Below are 21,969 nucleotides of genomic sequence, written 5' to 3' on the forward strand. Positions count from 1 at the left end.
GTGCGCACGCCTCCCGCTCACCTGATCGCCACTTGATTCCTCACTCCTATCCCCGTGCTTCGCGGGCCGCAACCTCCGGCGTCAGCAATCGCCGGAGACATCCCAGACATCTGGAACGTTCCGGGCCGAGACTGCCCTGTGAGATACCCAACTCCCCCGCGATCTCGCGGTAGGTGAGGTCCTCGGGCGACAGCAGCGCCGCCAGCAGACGCGGGCAGCGGCCCGGCAGCCGGCGCACCGCGTCGTGCAGCGCGCGATGCCGCGCCGCCGTGAGGGCGACCTGCTCGGGGCCGCGCTCGCCGTCCTCGACGGGATCGTCGCCGTACGACTGCTCGACACGGGCCGTGCGGCGGGTGCGGCGGGCCTCCGAGCGGACCGCGCGGCGGAGCCAGCCCTCGGGGTCGCGCGGCGGGCCGGAGGTGTCGAGGCGTTCCAGGAGGCGGAGCCAGACGGCCTGTTCGAGGTCGGCCGGTTCGGTTCCGGAGGCATATGCCTCGGCGGAGGCCTCGGCGGCGAGCAGTGGGCGCAGGGTCGTGACGAGTTGGTGTGTCATATGCGGCACGACGTGGCCGCCCCGGCACAAGGTTGCCGGGGCGGCCGTCTGTCACTCCAACGGGGCGCGGGGCTCAGCCGTTGACGAAGTCCGCGCGGGCCAGCAGACCGGTGTCGGCGTTGTCGGTGAAGACACCGTCGATGCCGGTGGCGAAGTAGCGCTTGAAGGCGCCGAACGCGTCGCCGTAGGCGTCCACGTCCGTGCCCTTGCGGTACTCCAGCGGCAGGAAGGGGTTCTCGTTGCGCATGGTGTAGGGGTGCAGGATCAGCCTGGCCTTGTGCGCGTCGGCGACGAGGGTGGTCTCCTTGTTCAGGCTGCCGTCCGCGTTCTTGGTGATGATCAGGTCGAGTGTCGGGCCCAGACCCTGGGCGTACGACGCGATCTCGGCGAGGCCCTTCGGGGTGACCAGGTCGTCGACCGTGCGCGGGTCGCCCAGGTCGACGAAGTCGAAGGGCCGGGTGCCCGTGCCGGACAGCAGCACGACGAGGTTGTTGCCGACGAGCCGGCGGATCTTCTGGATGCTGGTCGGCTCGAAGGACTGGATGAGGACCGGCGAGTTCCGCTTGTCCTTGCCGTGCTTGCGCAGGGCCGAGGAGAGCAGCTTCTCCATGTCGAAGCCGCGCTTGCGGAAGTAGGTGGGGTGCTTCATCTCCGGGTAGATCCAGACCTGCTTGCCGCGCTTACGGGTCTGCTCGTCCTGCCACTTGAGGACCTCTTCGAAGGTCGGGATCTCCCAGCGGCCGTTGTAGAGCGTGTTGTGCGGGCGGTTGGCCGGAATGCGCTCGATCGCGCGCAGGGTCTTCAGCTCGGCGAGCGTGAAGTCCTCGGTGAACCAGCCGGTCGTGGAGACGCCGTCGAGCAGCTTGGTGGTCTTGCGGCTCGCGAACTCGGGGTGGTCGGCGACGTTCGTGGTGCCGCCGATCTCCGGCTCGTGCCGGCAGACCAGGTGGCCGTCCTTGGTGGGGACCAGGTCACCGGCCTCGACGATGTCGGCGCCCAGGTCCAGGGCCAGGTCGTACGAGCCGAAGGTGTGCTCGGGGCGGTAGCCGCTGGTGCCCCGGTGCCCGACGATCGTCGGCCTGGGCAGGTCCTTCAGGCCGCCGCCGTGGCGGGCCGTCGCGGCCTCGGCGGCTCGCGCGGTGCCCGCCGGTCCCAGGGCGGCCGCTCCCGCGCCGAGCACGGCCGCGCCGAGCAGCGCCCGTCGTCCGGTGCCGCCCGCCCGCTCGGCCGGCCCCTGTGTTCCCTGCGTGTCCATGAAGCCTCCTGGCGTCGCCCCGTCGCTGCGCGCCGATCGTAGGTGCGTGTACATGACGAGCGGGAGACCTCGGCCGGAACACGACGGTGACGCTCGATGTCGTACGGAAGGACAGGTTTGACACCGCATCAGCCAGGAACGCGAGATACGTCACAACATGGCGGCCCGGTTACGGGACGACTCCGGAGCGACACCGCAGGTAAACGTGCGTCAACACTGCGTAAGACCTCGGTGAACCCGATGTGCAATACGCGGGGCACCGCGAGTATCGTCCTCACCTGCACAGTTTTATATCGACCCCTTGACACCGGAGGGCCCGTTGTCCCGCTTCGTGCTCATCAAGGCAGTGCTCGGACCGATCATGCGCCTGATGTTCCGCACACGTGTGGAGGGCGCGGAGCACATCCCCGGTGACGGCCCGGTGATCCTGGCCGGCAACCACCTCACGTTCATCGACTCGATGATCCTTCCGCTGGTCTGCGACCGGCAGGTGTTCTTCATCGGGAAGGACGAGTACGTCACCGGCAAGGGCTTCAAGGGCCGTCTCATGGCCTGGTTCTTCACCGGCGTCGGCATGATCCCGGTGGACCGGGACGGGGCCAACGGCGGGGTCGCCGCCCTGATGACCGGCCGCCGCATCCTCGAAGAGGGCAAGGTCTTCGGCATCTACCCCGAGGGCACGCGCTCCCCCGACGGCCGCCTGTACCGGGGCCGTACCGGCATCGCCCGGCTCACGATGATGACGGGTGCGCCGGTCGTGCCGTTCGCGATGATCGGTACGGACAAGTTGCAGCCGGGCGGCGCGGGCATTCCCCGCCCGGGGCGGGTCACCGTCCGGTTCGGCGAGGCGATGGAGTTCTCCCGGTACGAGGGCATGGACCGGGACCGGTATGTGCTGCGGGCCGTGACGGACTCGGTGATGGCCGAGGTCATGCGGCTGTCGGGCCAGGAGTACGTGGACATGTACGCCACCAAGGCGAAGGCCGCGTAACGCTGTTCTCGGGCGCGGGTGCGTCGTCGCCGGTCGCGCCCGCGCGGCAGAGCCGCGAGACGGAACAGCCCCGCCCCCTAAAGACGTTGGCCCCTCAGCAGGAACCACGCCGCCACCGCTGTCGCGAGCAGGACTGTCGCGCCCACTCCCGATGCCACGCTCAGGCCGTCGACGAAGGCCTCCCTCGCCGACGTCAGCATGTCCTGGGCCGCCTGGGCCGGCATGCTTCCCGCCGCTTCCACCGCGCCGCCCAGTGATTCGTGGGCGGCGCTCGGTGTGCCCGCCGGAGCCGCGAAACCCCGGTAGACACCCGTCACGATCGAGCCGAGTACGGCGATCCCGAGGGCAGCGCCGAGTTCGTAGGCCGTCTCCGAGACCGCCGAGGCCGCGCCCGCCTGTTCCTTCGGTACGGAGGAGAGGATGACGTCGGCGGTCACCGTGAAGGAGAAGCCCGCGCCGACACCGACCACGAGCAGCGCGGCGCCCAGGAGCGGGTAGCCGGTCGACCGGTCGAGGGTGGTCAGTACGGCCAGCGCGAGACCGACCGCGGCGAGGCCGCCCGCGACCACCGCGCGGACCGAGAAGCGGCGGGCCGTACGGCCCGCGATCAGACCGGCCGCCACCGCGCCGACAGCGGCGGGGATTTCGGCCAGGCCCGCCTCGAACGGGCCCCTGCCCTGGACCAGTTGGAGGTACTGGGAGAGGAAGAACACCAGCCCGGACAGGCCGAGGATGGTCAGCAGGTCGGCCAGGACGGCCGCGCTGAAGCCCCGGTCACGGAACAGGCGCATGTCCAACAGGGGTGCGGGAAGCGTGAGTTGGCGGCGGACGAACCAGTACAGGGCCGCCGCGCCCAGTACGCCCACGGCGAGTGCGGGCCACTGGAAGCCGTGGGTCGCGGCCTCCTTGACCGCGTAGACCACACCGATCACACCCACCAGGGACAGCACGACGCTGATCATGTCCCAGGGGCCGGGGTCGGGGTTCTTCGACTCGGGCAGCATCTTGACGCCGACCAGGACGAGGACCGCCATCACCGGCAGGTTGATGAGGAACACCGAGCCCCACCAGAAGTGTTCGAGCAGGAAGCCGCCCGCCACCGGGCCGACCGCCGTACCGGCCGAGGCGGTCGCGCCCCAGATGCCGACCGCCAGGCTGCGTTCGCGCGGGTCGTGGAAGAGGTTGCGGATCAGGGCGAGCGTGGCGGGCATCAGGGTCGCGCCCGCGACACCGAGCAGCGCCCGCGCCAGGATCATCAACTCCGGTGTCACGGCATAGGCGTTGAGGACCGAGATCGCGCCGAAGGCGGTGGCCCCGACGAGCAGGATCCGCTTGCGGCCGATGCGGTCGCCGAGGCTGCCCATCGACACGAGCAGGCCCGCGATGACGAAGGAGTAGACGTCGCCGATCCACAGGAGCTGGGTGCCGGACGGCTTCAGGTCCTCGCTGATGTAGGGGGTCGCGAGACCGAGGACGGTCGCGTCCACGGCCACCAGCAGCACGGCGAGCACGAGGACGCAGAGCGCGAGCCAGCGGCCCGGGCGCTTCTCCGTCTCCGTCACGGCCGCCGGCCGCAGGGTGCTGGTCATGATTCCTCTCTCCGTAGCGCGCCGCCGAGCAGCAGCTCGACGATCATGTGCGTGAAGTCGTTGGGGGCGACCCGGCCCTCCTGGACGGCCCAGGCGCCGGAGGCCATCAGTCCGTACAGGGCCTCGGTGAGCCAGGCCGGCGCTAGGTCGATGCGGAACTCGCCGCCGGCCTGGCCGCGCCGGAAGAGCGCGGCGATCCGTTCGTCGAGGCGGGTCCAGCCCGCGTTCTGCTGTCCGTTCTCGAACAGCTGGTTCTCGGTGTAGAGGAACGCGAGCAGGCCGGCCGCCGGCTCCAGCGCCCGCACCAGCCGCCGTACGGCCTCGCTCGCGGGGCCCTCGTCCAGGCGGGCCGTGTCCAGGGCGGATTCGCACTCGGCGATGCCCAGCGCCTCCAGGGCGCGGACCAGTGCGTCGCGTCCGGCGAAGTGGCGGTGCAGGGTGGCCCGGCTGATCCCGGCCGCCTTGGCGACCTCGTCCATGGTGGACGTGGATTTCCGGGTGAGCAGGGCGGCTGCGCTGCGCAGCACGTGGTCACGATCGACGGCCATGAGACAACCATAACCCATATGAGACATGAATGTCTCACCGCGGGCATGGCTGCCTCATGGCCGGTGGATCAGCGGGAGCCCGGAACGGCTCAGTGCCAGGGCAGCTGTCCGCGCCTGTCCCAGTACGTGCGGGGCTCCTCGGCGAGTGCCGCGAGCCGGGACACCTGGTCCTCGTCCAGGTCCACGACGGCCGCGTGCAGGTTGGACGCCAGCTGCCCGGCCGTCGCCGCCCCGGACAGCACCACACCGGCCCACGGCTCGCGCAGGACCAGCGCCAGGGCGACCGCGTCGGTGCCCACGGACGTCTCCTCCGCCACGGCCTTCAGCGCGTCCGGCGCGTACGGCTGGGACAGCCGCCCGTTGGCCATGCCCTCCTTGACGATCACCGCGAGTCCGGCGTCGTGCGCCTCGGCGAGGGCCGGGCCCGCCGAGGTCTCCAGGACGTTGTAGGTCGACTGGACGGTACGGAAGAGGGGCTCGCCGTCGACCGTGACGGCGAGCGCGGCCCGGATGGCGTCCGCCTGGGCCGGTCCGCTCGTCGAGAAGCCGACGGTCACGCCCGTCGCCGCCAACTCGGCCAGTCTCGCGTGGAGTTCCTTGTCGGTGAGGGCCGGGCTCTCGGGGGTCACCGAGTGGATCTGGTAGAGGTCGAGACGGTCGCCGAGCAGTTCGGCGCTCTCGCCGCGCTGACGGTCGTAGGTCCGGACGGTGTGGTCCTTGACCTCGTGCTTCTCGGCGTCGGTGGTCCAGTCGGCGGTGTAGGTGTAGCCCCACTTGCTGCCGACGACCACGTCGTCGAGGTCGGGGTGGGCGGTCAGCCAGTCGGCGAGGAACTCCTCGGAGCGGCCGTAGGAGCGGGCCGCGTCGAAGTAGCGGACGCCCTGCGCGTAGGCGGCGTCGAGGAGTTCGTGGGTGCGGGCGCGGAGGGCTTCCACGGTGCGGAGCGCTCCGAGGTCCTCGTCGCGGCCGAGGTTGATGTAGCCGGGGCGGCCCACGGCGGCGAGGCCGAGTCCGAGGTGGGCCGTGGGTGTGGTGGCGGTGGCGAGGCGGGCGAAGGGCATACCCACAACGTAACGCGGGATGCCCTGTCGCCTCAGGATGCGGTCGGTGCGGTCGGTGTCCTCGGTCGGTCGGTGCCGTCGGTGTGGTCCCGTGCGGCTCAGGACTTGGCGTCGGCCCAGAGGTGCTGTCGGACCAGATCCGCCTTGACCTCGGCCAGTTGGACCGCCACCGCGCTCGGGGCCGTACCGCCTCGGCCGTTGCGGGAGGCCAGCGCGCCCGGGACGTTCAGGACCGTGCGGACCTCCGGGGTCAGGTGGGCGGAGATCTTCGCGAACTGCTCGTCCGTGAGGTCGTTCAGTTCGATGTCCTCGGACTCGGCGACCTTGACGCACTCGCCGGCCACCTCGTGCGCCACGCGGAACGGGACGCCCTGCTTGACCAGCCACTCGGCGATGTCGGTGGCGAGGGAGAAGCCGGCCGGGGCCAGTTCCTCCATGCGCTCGCGGTGGACGGTCAGGGTGGCCATCATGCCGGTGAACGCCGGGAGCAGGACCTCCAGTTGGTCGATGGAGTCGAAGACCGGCTCCTTGTCCTCCTGGAGGTCGCGGTTGTAGGCGAGGGGGAGGGCCTTGAGGGTGGCCATGAGGCCGGTCAGGTTGCCGATCAGGCGGCCCGACTTGCCGCGCGCCAGCTCCGCGATGTCCGGGTTCTTCTTCTGCGGCATGATCGACGAGCCCGTGGAGAACGCGTCGTGCAGGGTCACGAAGGAGAACTCCTTCGTGTTCCAGATGATGACCTCCTCGGCGATCCGGGAGAGGTTCACCCCGATCATCGCGGTGATGAAGGCGAACTCGGCGACGAAGTCGCGGGAGGCCGTGCCGTCGATCGAGTTCGCGACCGAGCCGTGCTCGAAGCCGAGGTCCTTCGCCACCGCCTCCGGGTCCAGGCCGAGGGAGGAGCCCGCGAGCGCGCCGGAGCCGTACGGAGAGACGGCCGTGCGCTCGTCCCACTGGCGCAGGCGTTCCGCGTCCCGGGACAGGGACTGGACGTGGGCGAGCACATGGTGGGCGAACAGCACCGGCTGGGCGTGTTGGAGGTGGGTGCGGCCGGGCATCGCCACGTCCGGGTGCGCCTCCGCGAGGCCGACCAGCGCGTCCTGGAGGTCGGCGATCAGGCCGCCGATCGACCGGGCGTGGTCGCGCAGGCACATGCGGAAGAGGGTGGCCACCTGGTCGTTGCGGGAGCGGCCGGCCCGGAGCTTGCCGCCGAGGTCGGGGCCGAGGATGGTCAACAGGCCGCGTTCCAGGGCCGTATGGACGTCCTCGTCGGCGATCGTGCCCACGAAGGAGCCGTCGGCGACGTCCGCTTCGAGCTGGTCGAGGCCCGCGAGCATACGGGTCAGTTCGTCGTCCGTGAGGAGGCCCGCCTTGTGCAGCACGCGCGCGTGGGCGCGGGAACCGGCGATGTCGTAGGGCGCCAGCCGCCAGTCGAAGTGGACGGACGCGGACAGCTTCGCCAGGGCCTCGGCGGGACCGTCGGCGAAACGTCCGCCCCAGAGCCGTACGTCACCGCTGTTGCTGCTCACTTGCGCTGCTCCTCAAAGGCCGTGGAAGGGGCTCGTCGTGCTGTGGTGCCCCTGCATTGTGTCGCATGCATGATTATGCAGCGCTCTGCATGATTCGTCAATTTGAAAGAGCCTTGGAACGACCTTGAACACGGGCAACCGCTTTCCCGTACCTCTCGCCGAACGCAGGCGCCGCGTTTCCCCCCACGAGTCACCCATAGTTCCCCCCTGACCCGAGTGAGGCATTCCCATGTCCAGGGCTCTCCCCAAGTACAACAAGCGTCGCGTCGTGTTCATCGGCGGTGCCGCCGCCGTGGCCCTCACCGGTGCCGTCATCGCCGGTACCGCTCTTGCCGGGACCCCGGACAAGAGCAGCACCGCGCAGACCGCCCGGACACTGTCCGACCCCGGGACCATCTCCTGCCCCGACGTGAAGTCGCAGCTGCCCGCCATTCCGGCCTCCGCTCAGGCCGAGGTGGACCGCAACCTCGCCCTCCTCGACACCCAGATCGCCGAGGCCAACAAGCGACTCGTCGACACCGTCGGACAGGGCGGCGCCAACTTCGTCCAGAACGCCATCCTCGGCCCGCTCAAGGACAAGCGCGTCTCCACCATCGACCGCATCGCCATCTCGATCGGGCGCAAGGGCACCAAGCCGACCGGGCTCGACGCCCTGGCCGCCTGCACCCTGAACGCGGCCGGTTCGACGGGTGCCACGGGGGCCACGGGTGCGACCGGTGCGACCGCCACCCCGAGCGCCACCGCTGCCGCCACGCAGGCGGCCGGAGGGACCGACGACACCGCCGCCGCCGGGTCGAGCGCGGTCGGGACCATCTCCTGCCCGGACGTGAAGTCGCAGCTGCCCGCGATCCCCGCCTCCGCGCAGGCCGAGGTGGACCGCAACCTCGCCCTCCTCGACACCCAGATCGCCGAGGCCAACAAGCGACTCGTCGACACCGTCGGACAGGGCGGCGCCAACTTCGTCCAGAACGCCATCCTCGGCCCGCTGAAGGACAAGCGCGTCTCCACCATCGACCGCATCGCGATCGCCATCGGGCGGCAGGGCACCAAGCCGACCGGGCTGGACTCCCTGGCCGCCTGCACGCTCACCAAGTGACGTGACAGGCAGCCGTGGCCGCCCCGATGAACGCCGGCCGGGGCGGCCACGGTGATGTCCGGAGCGGGGGCGTTGCCTGTTCGGCCCAACTGAGGTGCCGTCAGGGCGTCCCCGCTCTAGCGTCTGACCCATGCGTCCCGGTGTGCTCGCCCTCGTGTCCGCGTCCCTCCTTCCTCCACTGCTCGGTGCGATGCCCGCACGGGCCGCGGAGCCGTCGCCCTCGTCACCCTCATCGCCCTCGTCGCTCGCGGACACCGGAGGCGGGAGCCAGCTGCTCCTGGCCCAGGCGCCGAGCGTCAAGTCCACGTCCGGGACGCTCAGTTGGTGGGAGCGGCGCCGGAGCGGGACGTGGGTGAAGGTCGGTTCCGCGCCTGCCCGGTTCGGGGCGAAGGGCCTTGTCGAGGGGCGGGTCCGTCAGCAGGGGTCCTATACGACCCCCACCGGGTTGTACGACCTGCCGTACGCCTTCGGGATCAAGAGCGCGCCGACCGGGACCCGGGTCAAGTACCGGCGCGTGAACGGAAGTTCTTGGTGGTGTGAGGACATCCGGTCACGGGTCTACAACCGGTGGAGCGAGCCGTTGGCTCATGACTGCCGGGCGTCGGAGTCGGAGCGGTTGATCTCGTACGCGACGCAGTACGCGTACGGGGTGGTCATCGGGTACAACTACGCGAAACCGGTGAAGGGACGTGGGGCCGGGATCTTCCTGCACGTCAACGGGCGTGGGGCTACGGCCGGTTGTGTGTCGGTGCCGGTGGACGCGATGCGGAGGATCCTGGGGTGGGTCGATCCCGCGCGAGGGCCGCACCTGGCGATCGGGACGGTGAGTGGAGCCACGGCTCTCGATCGGTACTGATGATCGGAGCTGATGGGCTGCGGGGCCGGGGCCGGGGCCGGGGCTTTGCGACCCTAGGTCGCTTCCCCGGGCGGGAGTTCCACCGTGAACGTGGTTGAGCCCGGTCGGCTCTCCAGTTCCACGGTGCCCCCGTGCGCCTCCGTCACCGCCGCCACGATCGACAGGCCCAGGCCCGCTCCCCCGCCTGCCGTCGCTCCCGTCGCCGTGCCCCCGCCCTCCGTCCTTCGTCTGTCCGCCCGCGTGAAGCGTTCGAAGACCCCGGGCTGGACCTCCGCCGGGACGCCCGGGCCGTCGTCGTGGACCAGCAGGCGGGTCGCCTCGGCCGCTGTCTCCACCGTCACCGTCACCTTTGTGCCAACAGGCGTGTGCAAACGCGCGTTGGCCAACAGGTTGGCCAACACCTGTTGCAGGCGGTGGGCGTCGCCGGTGACCGTGACCGGTTCCTCGGGGAGATCGAGGGCCCAGCGGTGGTCGGGGCCCGCGGCCCGCGCGTCGGCGACGGCGTCGAGGACCAGACGGGTCAGGTCGACCGGGCGGCGTTCGAGGGGGCGGCCCGCGTCGAGGCGGGCCAGCAGGAGCATCTCGTCGACCATCACGCCCATCCGCGCCGACTCGGCCTCGATGCGTTCCAGCGCCCGGGTCACCTTGGGCGGGACGGGGTCCGGATGGAGGAGGGCCAGTTCGGCGTGACCGCGGATGGAGGCGACCGGTGTGCGCAGCTCGTGGCTGGCGTCGGCCGCGAAGCTGCGCAGGCGTTCCTCGCTCGCGTGCCGGTGGGTGAGCGCGTCCTCGACATGGCCGAGCATGCGGTTGAAGGCACCGGCGACCTGGCCCACCTCGCTGCGCGGATCGGACTCGGGTGCCCGGGACGGCAGCGCCACCTCGCCGCTGGCCAGCGGGAGTTCGCTGACCCGGGTGGCGGTGGCGGCGACCCGGCTGAGCGGACGCAGCGACCAGCGCACCCAGAGGGCGCCCGCGAAACCGGTGATCAGGAGGGCGGCGCCGAAGACGATCGCGGCGACCTCCTCCAGCCGGTGGACGGCGGCGTCCACCGGCTCCAGCGGGAGCCCGGTGATCAGCACGTCGCCGTCCCGGCCCTTGGCGGCGAGGACGCGGTACTCGCCCAGGGCGGAGAGGCGGACGGTGCGGGCCGTGCCGCCCACCGGGACCCCGGCGAGTTCCGCACGGTCCTGTGCGGTCAGCGGGACCTTCAGGTCGATCGTGGTGCCGTCCGTGTCGGCGGGCACGACCCCCGAGTTGGTGACGGCGCCGTCGACCAGGCGGGCGCCGAAGGTGTGCGGTGCCTGCCGGCGGGTGTCGCCGCGTTCCCGGTCGTCGGCGTCGTGGTCGGTGAGTGTCCGGCCCTTGTGCTCCAGGCTGGCCGGGAACTGCGTGCCGACCTGGGCGAGTTGCTGGTCGAGGCGGCCGGTGAGGAAGCCGCCCAGTTCGACCACGGCGGCCACTCCGACGGCCGCGCAGCTGACCGCGAGCAGGACCACCAGGCCGGCGGTCAGGCGCGCCCGCAGCGTGCGCAGCCGGGGCAGCCGCCTCCCCACGGCCTTCAGCGCCCCGCCCATCACGCCACCGGCTTGAGCACGTATCCGGCACCGCGCACGGTGTGGATCATGGGCACCCGGCCCGCGTCGACCTTCTTGCGCAGATACGAGATGTACAGCTCCACGACATGGGCCTGGCCGCCGAAGTCGTAGGACCAGACGCGGTCGAGGATCTGGGCCTTGCTGAGGACGCGGCGCGGGTTGCGCATGAGGAAGCGGAGCAGTTCGAACTCGGTCGGTGACAACTCGATGAGGTCGCCCGCGCGGGTCACCTCGCGGGCCTCCTCGTCCATGACCAGGTCCCCGACGGTCATCCGCGGGCCCTCCTCCTGCTGGCGGGCCATGCCCGCGCGGCGCAGCAGTCCGCGCAGCCGGGCGACGACCTCCTCCAGGCTGAAGGGTTTGGTCACGTAGTCGTCGCCGCCCGCGGTGATGCCGGCGATGCGGTCCTCCACGGTGTCCCGGGCCGTGAGGAAGAGCACGCAGACGTCGGGCTTCACCTCGCGCAGGGAGCGCAGCACGGCGAGGCCGTCGGTGTCCGGGAGCATCACGTCCAGGACGACGGCGTCGGGCCGCAGCTCGCGCGCCCCGGCCAGCGCGGCGGCTCCGTCGCCCGCCGTGCGGACCTGCCAGCCCTCGTAGCGCAGGGCGCCGGAGAGCACCTCGGCCAGGTCGGGGTCGTCGTCGACGACGAGGACGCGCACGGGGGTGCCGTCGGGGCGGGTGAGGGCCGGCCGGCCGGAGCGGGTGGTGTTCATGGCACTTACAGCATCACCCCTGGCGGCGACCCCGGCCGCCGCGAGGACCTCTGAGTTTCCTCTGAGAAGGCCGGGAACGGCGTCCGCTCAGAGATCCCTCAGAGGTTGGGCCCGCACAGTTGTGTGCGGGACGGGTGAAAGGACCGACACATGACCACCGTGTACGAGCAGCGAAAGGCGCCGCCCGTGCCGCGGGTGCCCCGGCGCTCACCGGCGGGCCCGGTGCTCGCGCTGCTGTGGGCCGGAGCGGCGGCCGCGGTCGCCCTCTGGTGGGCGGACACCGGCTCGGTCGTCGGGGCGGCGGGCCGGCTGACCGGGGTCGGGCGGATCGCCGGGCTGCTGTGCGGGTACGCCTGCGCGGTGCTCGTGGGGCTGATGGCGCGGGTGCCGCTGCTGGAGCGGCGGATCGGCTCGGACCGGGTGGCACGCTGGCACGCGATGGCGGGCCGCTACACGATCTGCCTGCTGGTCGTGCACGTCGTGTTCATCCTGCTCGGTTACGCCGCTCAGGACCGCGCCTCGATCGTGCACGAGACGGTCACGGTGGTCCTGGACTACCCGGACATGCTGAAGGGCACCCTCGGCGCCCTCGTACTGTTCGCGGTCGGCATCACCTCGGCACGGGCCGCGCGCCGGAGACTCAGCTACGAGTTCTGGTACTACGTCCATCTCCTCACGTACTGCGCGGTCTTCCTCGCCTTCTTCCACCAGCTGAGCCTGGGCGACGAGTTCAACGGCCACGCCGGAGCGACGGCCGCCTGGTACGGCCTGTACCTCGGTGTCGCGGCCCTCGTCCTGTGGTACCGGATCCTCGCGCCGGTGCGGCTCAACCTGCGGCACCGGCTGCGGGTCGAGTCCGTGCACAAGGAGGCGCCGGGCGTGTACTCCGTCGTCGTACGGGGCCGGCATGTCGACGAACTCGACGCGCAGGCGGGCCAGTTCTTCCGCTGGCGGTTCTTCGGCGAGGGCATGGGCTGGACGTCGACGCCGTACTCGCTGTCGGCGCCGCCGCGCGGGGACCGGCTGCGGATCACGGTGAAGGCGCTCGGCGACCACAGCGCGGCGGTGCCGCTGCTGCGGCCGGGTGCCCGGGTGTGGGCGGAGGGGCCGTACGGCGCGATGACCGCCGAACGGCGCACCGGGCAGCGGTCGTTGCTGATCGCGGCCGGGGTCGGGATCACCCCGCTGCGGGCGCTGTTCGAGACCCTGCCGGGCGAGGTGACGCTGCTGTACCGGGCGCGTACGGCCGAAGACCTGGCGCTGGGCGGGGAGTTGGAGGCCATCGCGCGGTGGCGCGGCGCGAGGGTGCTGTACGCGCTCAACGGGCCGCAGGGGCAACGGCCTTCGCTCGGCGCGGCGGCACTGCGCCGGGCCGTGCCCGATCTCGCCGGGCACGACGTGTACGTCTGCGGTCCGCACGCCTTCGCCCAGGAGGTCTACGGGGCGCTGTCCGCCGCCGGTGTGCCGGACCGCCGTATCCACCACGAGTCGTTCGAGCTGTGAGGTCGTCGTGCATCCGTTGAAGCAGAACCGGCCGCTGCGGCGGATCGTGCTGGCGACTGCGGCGACCGCGTCCGGCCTGGTCATGCTGCTGGCGCTGAAGCCGCACACGGCTCCGGTGGTGACCTCGGCACCCCGGGTCGTCTCGTCGCCCGCTCCCTCCGCCGGCGCGAGCGGGAAGGCGGTGGCCGGGACGAGGACCGTCACCGGCTCGACCGTGCAGACCCGTTGGGGACCCGTCCAGGTGAGGATCACCGTGTCGAACGGCAAGATCACGGATGTCACCGCGGTCCAGTCCCCCTCGGACAACCCGCGTGACCAGGAGATCAACTCCTATGCCCTGCCGCAGTTGCGGAGCGAGGCGCTGGCCGCGCAGAGCGCGAAGATCGACACGGTGTCGGGAGCGACGTACACAAGTGACGGTTACCGCCAGTCACTTCAGTCCGCACTGGACTCGGCGGGACGCTGAACGCACAGCCTCCACGGCACGTACTTCAGGGCCAAGGGGCCACGCCACCCCCCTTGTGCCCCGTCCACGGAGGAACCGTGACCACCACGCTCGCAGGCGGACGTGCCGCCCGACGACAGACGATGCGCCGCATCCGCCCGCGCCGCTCCCCAGCGACCCTGCTGCTGCTCGCCGTCTGGGCGGGAGCGGTCGCGGTGCTGTGGCTGTGGTGGCAGAACACGCCGTCCATCGCCGACCAGAACGGCAAGATCCTCAACGCGGGCCGTATCACCGGCCTGTTGGCCGGCTATCTGATGGCGCTCGTCGTGCTCCAGATGGCCCGCGTGCCCGCCCTGGAACGCCGGGTCGGCTCCGACCGGGTCGCCCGCTGGCACGCGATGAGCGGCCGGTACACGCTCTGCCTGGTCTTCGCGCACGTCTTCCTCATCATGTGGGGCTACGCCCTCCAGGCGGGCAAGACGCTGGGCGACATCGTCCAGCAGACCATCGACTCGGTGAACCAGCTGCCCGACATGGGCAAGGCCGCCATCGGCACCGGCCTGTTCCTGCTCATCGGCCTCTCGTCGATCGGCGCCGTCCGCCGCAGGCTGCCGTACGACACCTGGTACCACGTCCATCTGCTGACGTACGGCGCGGTGTTCCTCACCTTCTGGCACCAGATCAGCACCGGCAACGACTTCGCGCTGACCTCGATCGCCAAGACCTTCTGGTACGGGCTCTACGGCACGGTCACCGCGCTCGTGGTCTGGTACCGGATCCTCACCCCGATCCGGCTCAACCTGCGGCACCGGATGTACGTCGAGGCGGTCATCGAGGAGACGCCCGGCATCGTGTCGGTGCTGATCGGCGGGCGGAAGCTGCACCGGATGGGCGCGGAGGCCGGGCAGTTCTTCCGGTGGCGCTTCCTCGCGCCGGGCATGCGGTTCAGCTCGCACCCGTACTCGCTGTCGGCGGCCCCCCGCCCGAACATGCTGCGGATCACCGTCAAGGCGATCGGCGACCACAGCGCCCGGCTGCGCGAACTGCGCCCCGGCATGAAGGTGTGGGCCGAGGGCCCCTACGGCGCGATGACCTCGCAGCGGCGCACCCGAGGCAAGGTGCTGCTGGTCGCGGGCGGTGTCGGCATCACGCCGATGCGCGCGCTGTTCGAGACGCTGCCCGGCGCGGCCGGTGACATCACGCTGCTCTACCGGGCGAACACGACTCAGGACCTGGCGCTGTGGGACGAGTTGGCGAAGATCGCCGACGAGCGCGGCGCCCGTCTGATGTACGCGGTCAACAGCCCGGACGGCGAGCGCCCCGACATCTCGGCGGACTCGCTGCGCCGCAAGCTGCCCGACATCGACAACCACGACGTCTTCATGTGCGGGCCGCCCGGCTTCGCGCAGTCGGTCTACGAAGCACTGCGCGGCGCGGGGGTTCCCGCCCGCCGCATCCATCACGAGTCGTTCGAGATGTGAGCGACGGGAGTCAGGAGCAATGAAGAAGAGCCACCCCATCCGGCGTGTTCTGCTCGCGAGCGCCGCCACCGTGTCCGGGATCGTTCTGCTGCTCTCGCTGAAGCCGGCGACCGACTCCTCCTCGGCGTCCGCGCAGGGTGCGGCGCAGGGAGCCGCCGCCGCGCAGGAGTCGCCCCAGGGCGGCGCCGCGGCGGCCGGGACCTCGACCATCACGGGCGCCGCCACCCAGACCGAGTACGGGGTCGTCCAGGTGCGCCTGACGGTCGCCAACGGGAAGATCACCAAGGCCGAGGCGGTGCAGGCGCCGCACGGCGGGACCAGTGACCAGAAGACCGCGCTGTCCGTCCCCAAGCTGAACCAGGAGGTGGTCGCCACGCAGAGCGCGGACATCACCTCCGTGACCGGGGCGACGTACACCAGCGGCGGCTACAAGAAGTCCCTCCAGTCGGCCATCGACAAGATGAAGGCGGCCAACTCGGCTGCCCCGGCGCAGAGTTCGGCCGCCGCCGCGGCGCCCGCCGCGCAGGCCAAGACGGTCACCGGCAATGTCGCGACGACCATGTACGGGCCGGTCCAGGTCCGGATCACGGTCGCGGGCGGCAAGATCACCAAGGCCGAGGCGGTGCAGGCCCCGAGCGGCGGCATCAGCGACCAGAAGACCGCGCTGGCGATCCCCAAGCTCAACCAGGAGGCCGTGGCCGCCGGGAACGCGAACATCGACTCGGTGTCGAGCGCCACGTACACGAGCGGCGGTTACAAGCAATCCCTCCAGTCGGCGCTGGACAAGGCCGGTGGCTGACACGGTGACCGATCCCGCGGAGGCTCCCGCCGCGCTGCGGCACGCCGAGGAGGTCATGGGGACGGTGTTCTCCTTCGACATCCGCGGCGGCGAGCCGGAGGCCGTGCAGGCGGTGCTGGAGCAGGCGGTCGCCCAACTGCACCGGGTCAACGAGGTGTTCAGCACCTACCGCGACGACAGCCAGGTCTCCCGGCTGGCGCGCGGCGAGCTGACCGTGGCGGAGTGCGACGCCGAGGTCGCCGAGGTGCTGGAGCTGGGCGCCGAGGCGGAGCGGGTCAGCGCCGGCTGGTTCAGCACGAACTACGAGGGGCGCCTGGACCCGACCGGCATCGTGAAGGGCTGGGCGGCCGAGCGGGCGGCCGAGCTGATCGCGACGGCGGCCGGGGTGAGCGGGGTCAGTGTGAACGGCGGCGGCGACGTCCAGATGTTCGGCGCCCCGGGACCGCACCGGCCCTGGCGGGTCGGCGTCTCCGATCCGCTGCGTCCCGGCGGTCTCGCGGCCGTGATCTCGGCGGCGGGCGCCGACGAACTGGCGGTCGCCACCTCGGGTACGGCGGAGCGCGGGGCGCACATCGTGGACCCCTCCACCGGCAAGTCCGCGGTGACCGACCTGGTCGCCGTCACCGTGGTGGCACCCCGGCTGACCTGGGCCGACTGCTGGGCCACGGCCGCGTTCGCGATGGGCTCGCGGGAGGGCCTGGCCTGGCTGGAGTCGCTCCCGAACGTGGAAGCCCTGCTCATCACGGCCGGCGACGAGGTGCGCTGCACGGGCGGGCTGGCGGGCCGCCTCGGCTAGGCCGTGTCCGCGAAGTCCCGCCTGCCTCGCGACGCCCGGCACGCACGCTCGCCGCACCGCCCGAAAGCCCGAGTACGCCCAGTACGAGGACTTCCGGGCGGCACGCCGATCGCACGCACCGGACGCCGCGAGGCCCGCCCTCCGGGCGGACGACGGGACTTCGCGGACACGACCTAGGGATCTCCCCCATGCGCGTCGGGGGCGCACCGGACAACTCCGGTGCGCCCCCGACGCGTTGGCGGTACGGCCGGTCAGTGGTCGTTCTGCGCCAGCCGCAGCAGATGGTCCGCGAGCGCCTGACCGCCCAGCGGATCGCGGCTGATCAGCAGGAGCGTGTCGTCGCCGGCGATGGTGCCGAGGATGTCCTGCAACTCGGCCTGGTCGATCGCCGAGGCGAGGAACTGGGCCGCGCCCGGCGGGGTGCGCAGGACCACGAGGTTGGCGGAGGCCTCCGCGGAGATCAGCAGCTCGGCCGAGAGCCGCCGCATCCGCTCCTCCTTCGCCGACTCCCCCAGCGGCGCGCGCGGGGTGCGGAAGCCGCCCTCGCTGGGCACCGCGTAGATGAGGTCGCCGTCGTTGTTGCGGATCTTCACTGCGTTCAGCTCGTCCAGGTCCCGGGAGAGCGTCGCCTGGGTGACGCTCAGCCCGTCGTCGGCCAGCAGCTTCGCCAACTGGCTCTGGGAGCGCACCGGTTGCCGGTTGAGGATGTCCACGATCCGGCGGTGGCGGGCGGTGCGGGTCTGCGGCACGGCCGGCCCCACGGACTGTTCGTGCTCCTGCGCCTGACTCATCGTCGACTCGTTCTCCGGATCATCCGTCCCCCTTGGCCACGTCCAGGACACCGGGCAGCGCCCGGAGGAACGCGTCGCTCTCGTCGTCGCCGAGGTTCAGCGGCGGCATCAGCCGTACGACATCGGGAGCGGGCGCGTTGACCAGGAAACCGGCGTCCTGAGCCGCCTGCTGCACCTGGGGCGCGAGCGGCTCGTTGAGCACGATACCGAGGAGAAGGCCCGCACCCCGGACATAATCGATCAACGGGTGGCCCAGTGACTCGATTCCGTCGCGGATCCGCTCGCTCTGCCGCTTCACGTTGTCGAGCAGGCCCTCGGCCTCGATCGTGTCGAGTACGGCGAGACCGGCGGCGCAGGCGACCGGGTTGCCGCCGAACGTCGTGCCGTGCTGGCCGGGTCCGAGCAGGTCGGCCGCGCGCCCGAAGGCGACGGTCGCGCCGAGCGGCAGCCCGCCGCCGAGGCCCTTGGCGAGGGTCACGACATCGGGCAGCACGCCTTCGTGGGCCTGGTACTCGAACCAGTGTCCGGTCCGGCCGACCCCGGTCTGCACCTCGTCGAGGACGAGCAGCGCGCCGTGCGCCGCGGTGATCGCGCGGGCCGCCTTCAGATACCCGGCGGGCGGTACGACGACGCCGTTCTCGCCCTGGATGGGCTCGATGATCACGAGCGCGGTGTCGTCGGTGACGGCGGCGGCCAGGGCCTGCGCGTCGCCGTAGGGCACGTGGGTGACATCGCCGGGCAGCGGCAGGAACGGCTCCCGCTTGGCGGGCTGGCCGGTGAGGGCGAGGGAGCCCATCGTCCGCCCGTGGAAGCCGCCTTGGGTGGCGACCATGTGCTGACGGCCCGTCAACCGGCCGATCTTGAAGGCGCCTTCGTTGGCCTCGGCGCCGGAGTTGCAGAAGAACACCTTGCCTTCGCGGCCGAAGCGCTCCAGCAGCCGTTCGGCGAGGGCGACGGGCGGTTCGGCGATGAACAGGTTGGAGACATGGCCGAGTTCGGCGATCTGCCGGCTGACGGCCTCGACGACCGCCGGGTGGGCGTGGCCGAGCGCGTTGACCGCGATACCGCCGACGAAGTCGCTGTACTCGTTGCCCTCGGCGTCCCAGACCCGGGCGCCCGCGCCGCGGACGAGGGGGAGCTTGGGGGTGCCGTAGTTGTTCATCAGCGCGCCCTGCCAACGGGCGGTCAGTTCCTGGTTGTTCACGACTCCCCCTGGTCGTCGGTGGGCTTCTCGTCGGGCACGACCATCGTGCCGATGCCTTCGTCGGTGAAGATCTCCAGCAGGATCGAGTGCTGGACCCGGCCGTCGATGACGCGGGCGGTGGTCACGCCGCCGCGCACCGCGTGCAGACAGCCCTCCATCTTCGGCACCATCCCCGCGCTCAACTCCGGGAGCAGCCTCTCCAGTTGGGAGGCGGTGAGGCGGCTGATCACCTCGTCGCTGTTGGGCCAGTCCTCGTAGAGGCCCTCGACGTCCGTGAGGACCATGAGCGTCTCGGCGCCCAGCGCGGCAGCGAGTGCCGCAGCCGCCGTATCAGCATTGACGTTGTAGACATGTCCGTCGTCCTCGCTCCTCGCGATCGACGAGACGACCGGGATACGGCCGTCCGCGAGCAGGGCCTCGATCGCGCCGGTGTCGATCGCGGTGATCTCGCCCACCCGCCCGATGTCGACCAACTCCCCCTCGATCTCGGGCAGATGCTTGGTGGCGGTGATGGTGTGGGCGTCCTCGCCGGTCAACCCGACGGCGAGCGGCCCGTGTTGGTTGAGCAGCCCGACCAGCTCGCGCTGGACCTGCCCGGCGAGCACCATCCGTACGACGTCCATGGCGTCCTCGGTGGTGACGCGCAGGCCGGCCTTGAACTCGCTGACGATGCCGTGCTTGTCGAGGGCCGCGCTGATCTGCGGGCCGCCGCCGTGCACGACGACGGGCTTGAGGCCCGCGTGGTGCAGGAACACGACGTCCTGGGCGAACGCGGCCTTCAGGTCCTCGTCGATCATGGCGTTGCCGCCGAACTTGATGACGACGGTCTTGCCGTTGTGCCGGGTCAGCCAGGGCAGCGCCTCGATGAGGATCTGCGCCTTGGGCAGCGCGGTGTGCTTGCGAGTAGTGCTCATGACGAGTACGCGCTGTTCTCGTGGACGTAGTCGGCGGTGAGGTCGTTGGTCCAGACGGTGGCCGTCTCGCCGCCCGCGGCGAGGTCGGCGACGATGTGCACCTCGCGGTAGCGCATGTCGACCTTGTCGCGGTCCTCGCCGACCCCGCCGTTCTTGCAGACCCAGACGCCGTTGATGGCGACATTGAGCTGATCCGGCTCGAAGACGGCCTTGGTCGTGCCGATCGCGCTCAACACCCGGCCCCAGTTGGGGTCTTCGCCGTGGATCGCGCACTTGAGGAGGTTGTTGCGGGCGATGGAACGGCCCACCTCGACGGCGTCGTCCTCGCTCGCCGCGTTGACCACCTCGATCTTGATGTCCTTGCTGGCGCCCTCGGCGTCCCGGATGAGCTGCTGCCCGAGGTCGTCGCAGACGGCGCGTACGGCCTCGGCGAACTCGGCGTACTCCGGGGTGACTTGGGCGGCGCCGGAGGCGAGCAGCAGCACCGTGTCGTTGGTGGACATGCAGCCGTCGGAGTCGACCCGGTCGAAGGTGGTGCGGGTCGCGGCCCGAAGTGCCGTGTCCAGTACGTCACTTTCGACGTCGGCGTCGGTGGTGAGGACGACGAGCATGGTGGCGAGACCGGGGGCGAGCATGCCGGCGCCCTTGGCCATACCGCCGACGGTCCAGCCATCCTTGGTCACGACGGCGGTCTTGTGCACGGAGTCCGTGGTCTTGATGGCGATGGCGGCCTTCTCGCCACCGTGCGCGGAGAGTTGACCGGCGGCGGCCTCGACTCCCGGCAGCAGCTTGTCCATCGGCAGCAGCACTCCGATGAGCCCCGTCGAGGCGACGGCGATCTCGGCGGCGTTCAGACCGAGCGTGTCGGCGACCTTCTCGGCGGTGGCGTGGGTGTCCTGGAAGCCCTTGGGGCCCGTACAGGCGTTGGCGCCACCGGAGTTGAGGACCACGGCGGAGACCTGACCGCCCTTCAGGACCTGCTCGGACCACAGTACCGGCGCGGCTTTGACGCGGTTGGAGGTGAAGACGCCCGCGGCGGCGAGGCGGGGCCCGGTGTTGACCACGAGGGCCAGGTCCGGGTTGCCGTTCTCCTTGATTCCGGCGGCGATGCCCGCGGCCGTGAATCCCTGTGCTGCCGTCACACTCACGGCGCGACTCCGATCGTAGAGAGCCCGGTGGTCTCGTCGAGCCCGAGGGCGAGGTTCATGCTCTGGACGGCACCGCCCGCGGTGCCCTTGGTCAGGTTGTCGATGGCGCTGATCGCGATGATCCGGCCCGCGGCCCCGTCGTACGCGACCTGCACCTGAACGGCGTTGGAACCGTGGACGGACGCCGTCGCCGGCCACTGTCCCTCGGGCAGGAGGTGGACGAACGGCTCGTCGGCGAAGGCCTTCTCGTAGACGGCGCGCAGCGACTCCGCGGTGACCCCCGCCCGCGCCTTGGCGCTACAGGTGGCGAGGATGCCGCGGGACATCGGCGCGAGGGTCGGTGTGAAGGAGACGGTGACGGGCTCACCGGCCGCGCCCCCCAGGTTCTGGATGATCTCGGGGGTGTGCCGGTGGCCGCCGCCGACGCCGTACGGCGACATGGAGCCCATGACCTCGCTGCCGAGCAGATGGGTCTTGGGCGCCTTGCCGGCCCCCGAGGTCCCGGAGGCGGCGACGATCACGGCCTCGTTCTCGGCGAGTCCGGCGGCGTACGCCGGGAAGAGCGCGAGGGAGGCGGCCGTGGGATAGCAACCGGGCACCGCGATGCGCTTGGACCCCTCCAACGCGGCGCGGGCGCCCGGCAGTTCGGGCAGGCCGTAGGGCCAGGTGCCGGCGTGTGCGGAGCCGTAGAACTTCTCCCAGTCGGCCGCGTCCTTCAGCCGGAAGTCGGCGCCCATGTCGACGACGAGGACGTCCGGGCCGAGCTGCTCGGCCACGGCGGCGGACTGGCCGTGCGGCAGGGCGAGGAAGACCACCTCGTGTCCGGCGAGGATTTCGGGGGTAGTTTCCTCCAGGACCCGGTCGGCCAGCGGCAGCAGATGCGGTTGGAGCGCGCCGAGTTTCTGGCCGGCGTTGGAGTTGCCGGTCAGGGCGCCGATCTCGACCCCGGGGTGGGCCAGGAGCAGACGCAGGAGCTCGCCGCCCGCGTATCCACTCGCTCCGGCCACTGCCGCACGTACCGCCATGGAACCCTCCTCATCGATGGCATGACTATACGTTTCGTTGCACGTTTATGCAATCCAAGGTCGAGACGGCCGTG

General features: G+C 71.1%; 21 protein-coding genes. 8 read left to right on the plus strand and 13 right to left on the minus strand.

The features are described from left to right. Window positions 1-46: 46 nt before the first annotated feature. Window positions 47-553, minus strand: coding sequence for an RNA polymerase sigma factor (locus tag ACIQPR_RS27155; protein ID WP_403653201.1), 507 nt, complete (start codon window positions 551-553; stop codon window positions 47-49). Between the two features lie 73 nt (window positions 554-626). Beyond that, complete coding sequence (locus ACIQPR_RS27160) at window positions 627-1,808, minus strand: glycerophosphodiester phosphodiesterase (RefSeq protein WP_403653204.1); 1,182 nt, start codon at window positions 1,806-1,808, stop codon at window positions 627-629. Window positions 1,809-2,127: 319 nt separating this feature from the next. On the opposite strand from ACIQPR_RS27160, the gene ACIQPR_RS27165 reads away from it, so the two are divergent. Continuing rightward, window positions 2,128-2,799: a lysophospholipid acyltransferase family protein gene (locus ACIQPR_RS27165; RefSeq protein ID WP_403653207.1), complete on the plus strand. Its 672-nt coding sequence runs from the start codon at window positions 2,128-2,130 to the stop codon at window positions 2,797-2,799. 77 nt (window positions 2,800-2,876) lie between these two features. Here the strand turns inward: ACIQPR_RS27165 and ACIQPR_RS27170 are convergent, their stop codons facing one another. From ACIQPR_RS27170 to argH, 4 genes are all read right to left on the minus strand, one after another. Beyond that, window positions 2,877-4,388: an MFS transporter gene (locus ACIQPR_RS27170; protein ID WP_403653210.1), complete on the minus strand. Its 1,512-nt coding sequence runs from the start codon at window positions 4,386-4,388 to the stop codon at window positions 2,877-2,879. Beyond that, on the minus strand, window positions 4,385-4,936 hold the full coding sequence (locus ACIQPR_RS27175; protein WP_403653213.1) for a TetR/AcrR family transcriptional regulator: 552 nt from the start codon (window positions 4,934-4,936) through the stop codon (window positions 4,385-4,387). Before ACIQPR_RS27175 ends, ACIQPR_RS27170 begins: the two co-directional genes overlap by 4 nt. Window positions 4,937-5,025: 89 nt before the next feature. Continuing rightward, window positions 5,026-5,997, minus strand: a complete 972-nt coding sequence (locus ACIQPR_RS27180) for an aldo/keto reductase (protein WP_403653216.1) — start codon at window positions 5,995-5,997, stop codon at window positions 5,026-5,028. A gap of 98 nt (window positions 5,998-6,095) precedes the next feature. Beyond that, complete coding sequence (argH, locus tag ACIQPR_RS27185) at window positions 6,096-7,523, minus strand: argininosuccinate lyase (RefSeq protein WP_403653219.1); 1,428 nt, start codon at window positions 7,521-7,523, stop codon at window positions 6,096-6,098. Between the two features lie 229 nt (window positions 7,524-7,752). Between argH and ACIQPR_RS27190 the strand changes: the two genes are divergently transcribed. Both ACIQPR_RS27190 and ACIQPR_RS27195 read left to right on the plus strand, forming a co-directional pair. Next, a complete protein-coding gene (locus ACIQPR_RS27190; RefSeq protein ID WP_403653222.1) occupies window positions 7,753-8,619 on the plus strand; it encodes a hypothetical protein in 867 nt (288 codons plus the stop codon). A gap of 130 nt (window positions 8,620-8,749) precedes the next feature. Next, window positions 8,750-9,475: a L,D-transpeptidase gene (locus tag ACIQPR_RS27195; RefSeq protein ID WP_403653225.1), complete on the plus strand. Its 726-nt coding sequence runs from the start codon at window positions 8,750-8,752 to the stop codon at window positions 9,473-9,475. A 53-nt stretch (window positions 9,476-9,528) separates the two neighbouring features. Here the strand turns inward: ACIQPR_RS27195 and ACIQPR_RS27200 are convergent, their stop codons facing one another. Further along, window positions 9,529-11,052, minus strand: coding sequence for a sensor histidine kinase (locus ACIQPR_RS27200; protein WP_403653227.1), 1,524 nt, complete (start codon window positions 11,050-11,052; stop codon window positions 9,529-9,531). Then, complete coding sequence (locus ACIQPR_RS27205; RefSeq protein WP_403653230.1) at window positions 11,052-11,789, minus strand: response regulator transcription factor; 738 nt, start codon at window positions 11,787-11,789, stop codon at window positions 11,052-11,054. Before ACIQPR_RS27205 ends, ACIQPR_RS27200 begins: the two co-directional genes overlap by 1 nt. A 150-nt stretch (window positions 11,790-11,939) precedes the next feature. Between ACIQPR_RS27205 and ACIQPR_RS27210 the strand changes: the two genes are divergently transcribed. The 5 genes from ACIQPR_RS27210 to ACIQPR_RS27230 all read left to right on the plus strand — a co-directional run bounded on the left by ACIQPR_RS27210 (window position 11,940) and on the right by ACIQPR_RS27230 (window position 16,813). Next, window positions 11,940-13,292: a ferric reductase-like transmembrane domain-containing protein gene (locus ACIQPR_RS27210; protein WP_403653233.1), complete on the plus strand. Its 1,353-nt coding sequence runs from the start codon at window positions 11,940-11,942 to the stop codon at window positions 13,290-13,292. Window positions 13,293-13,299: 7 nt separating this feature from the next. Next, complete coding sequence (locus tag ACIQPR_RS27215; RefSeq protein ID WP_403653235.1) at window positions 13,300-13,758, plus strand: FMN-binding protein; 459 nt, start codon at window positions 13,300-13,302, stop codon at window positions 13,756-13,758. A 77-nt stretch (window positions 13,759-13,835) separates the two neighbouring features. Beyond that, window positions 13,836-15,218, plus strand: a complete 1,383-nt coding sequence (locus ACIQPR_RS27220; RefSeq protein WP_403653238.1) for a ferric reductase-like transmembrane domain-containing protein — start codon at window positions 13,836-13,838, stop codon at window positions 15,216-15,218. A 19-nt stretch (window positions 15,219-15,237) separates the two neighbouring features. Then, the gene (locus tag ACIQPR_RS27225) at window positions 15,238-16,017 is read left to right on the plus strand and encodes an FMN-binding protein (RefSeq protein ID WP_403653240.1); all 780 of its coding nucleotides are present in this window, start codon (window positions 15,238-15,240) and stop codon (window positions 16,015-16,017) included. After that, the gene (locus ACIQPR_RS27230; protein WP_403653243.1) at window positions 16,010-16,813 is read left to right on the plus strand and encodes an FAD:protein FMN transferase; all 804 of its coding nucleotides are present in this window, start codon (window positions 16,010-16,012) and stop codon (window positions 16,811-16,813) included. The genes ACIQPR_RS27225 and ACIQPR_RS27230 overlap by 8 nt, the downstream gene beginning before the upstream one ends. A gap of 251 nt (window positions 16,814-17,064) precedes the next feature. Here ACIQPR_RS27230 and ACIQPR_RS27235 read toward each other — a convergent pair whose 3' ends face one another. Genes ACIQPR_RS27235 through argC form a run of 5 tightly spaced genes read right to left on the minus strand, consistent with a single transcriptional unit; the run spans window position 17,065 to window position 21,895 of the window. After that, window positions 17,065-17,604 carry an arginine repressor gene (locus tag ACIQPR_RS27235; protein WP_403653245.1) on the minus strand — a complete coding sequence of 180 codons (540 nt, stop codon included), beginning with the start codon at window positions 17,602-17,604 and terminating at the stop codon, window positions 17,065-17,067. Window positions 17,605-17,623: 19 nt separating this feature from the next. Next, window positions 17,624-18,808: an acetylornithine transaminase gene (locus ACIQPR_RS27240; RefSeq protein WP_403653248.1), complete on the minus strand. Its 1,185-nt coding sequence runs from the start codon at window positions 18,806-18,808 to the stop codon at window positions 17,624-17,626. After that, complete coding sequence (gene argB, locus ACIQPR_RS27245) at window positions 18,805-19,722, minus strand: acetylglutamate kinase (protein WP_403653251.1); 918 nt, start codon at window positions 19,720-19,722, stop codon at window positions 18,805-18,807. The genes ACIQPR_RS27240 and argB overlap by 4 nt, the downstream gene beginning before the upstream one ends. Continuing rightward, window positions 19,719-20,870 (minus strand): bifunctional glutamate N-acetyltransferase/amino-acid acetyltransferase ArgJ, encoded by a 1,152-nt coding sequence (argJ, locus tag ACIQPR_RS27250; RefSeq protein ID WP_403653254.1) that lies wholly within the window; start codon window positions 20,868-20,870, stop codon window positions 19,719-19,721. The genes argB and argJ overlap by 4 nt, the downstream gene beginning before the upstream one ends. Continuing rightward, on the minus strand, window positions 20,867-21,895 hold the full coding sequence (gene argC / locus ACIQPR_RS27255) for an N-acetyl-gamma-glutamyl-phosphate reductase (protein ID WP_403653256.1): 1,029 nt from the start codon (window positions 21,893-21,895) through the stop codon (window positions 20,867-20,869). The genes argJ and argC overlap by 4 nt, the downstream gene beginning before the upstream one ends. Window positions 21,896-21,969: the final 74 nt, after the last annotated feature.

This window comes from Streptomyces sp. NPDC091280 (assembly GCF_044768565.1).
In the GTDB taxonomy this organism is placed as follows: Bacteria; Actinomycetota; Actinomycetes; order Streptomycetales; family Streptomycetaceae; genus Streptomyces.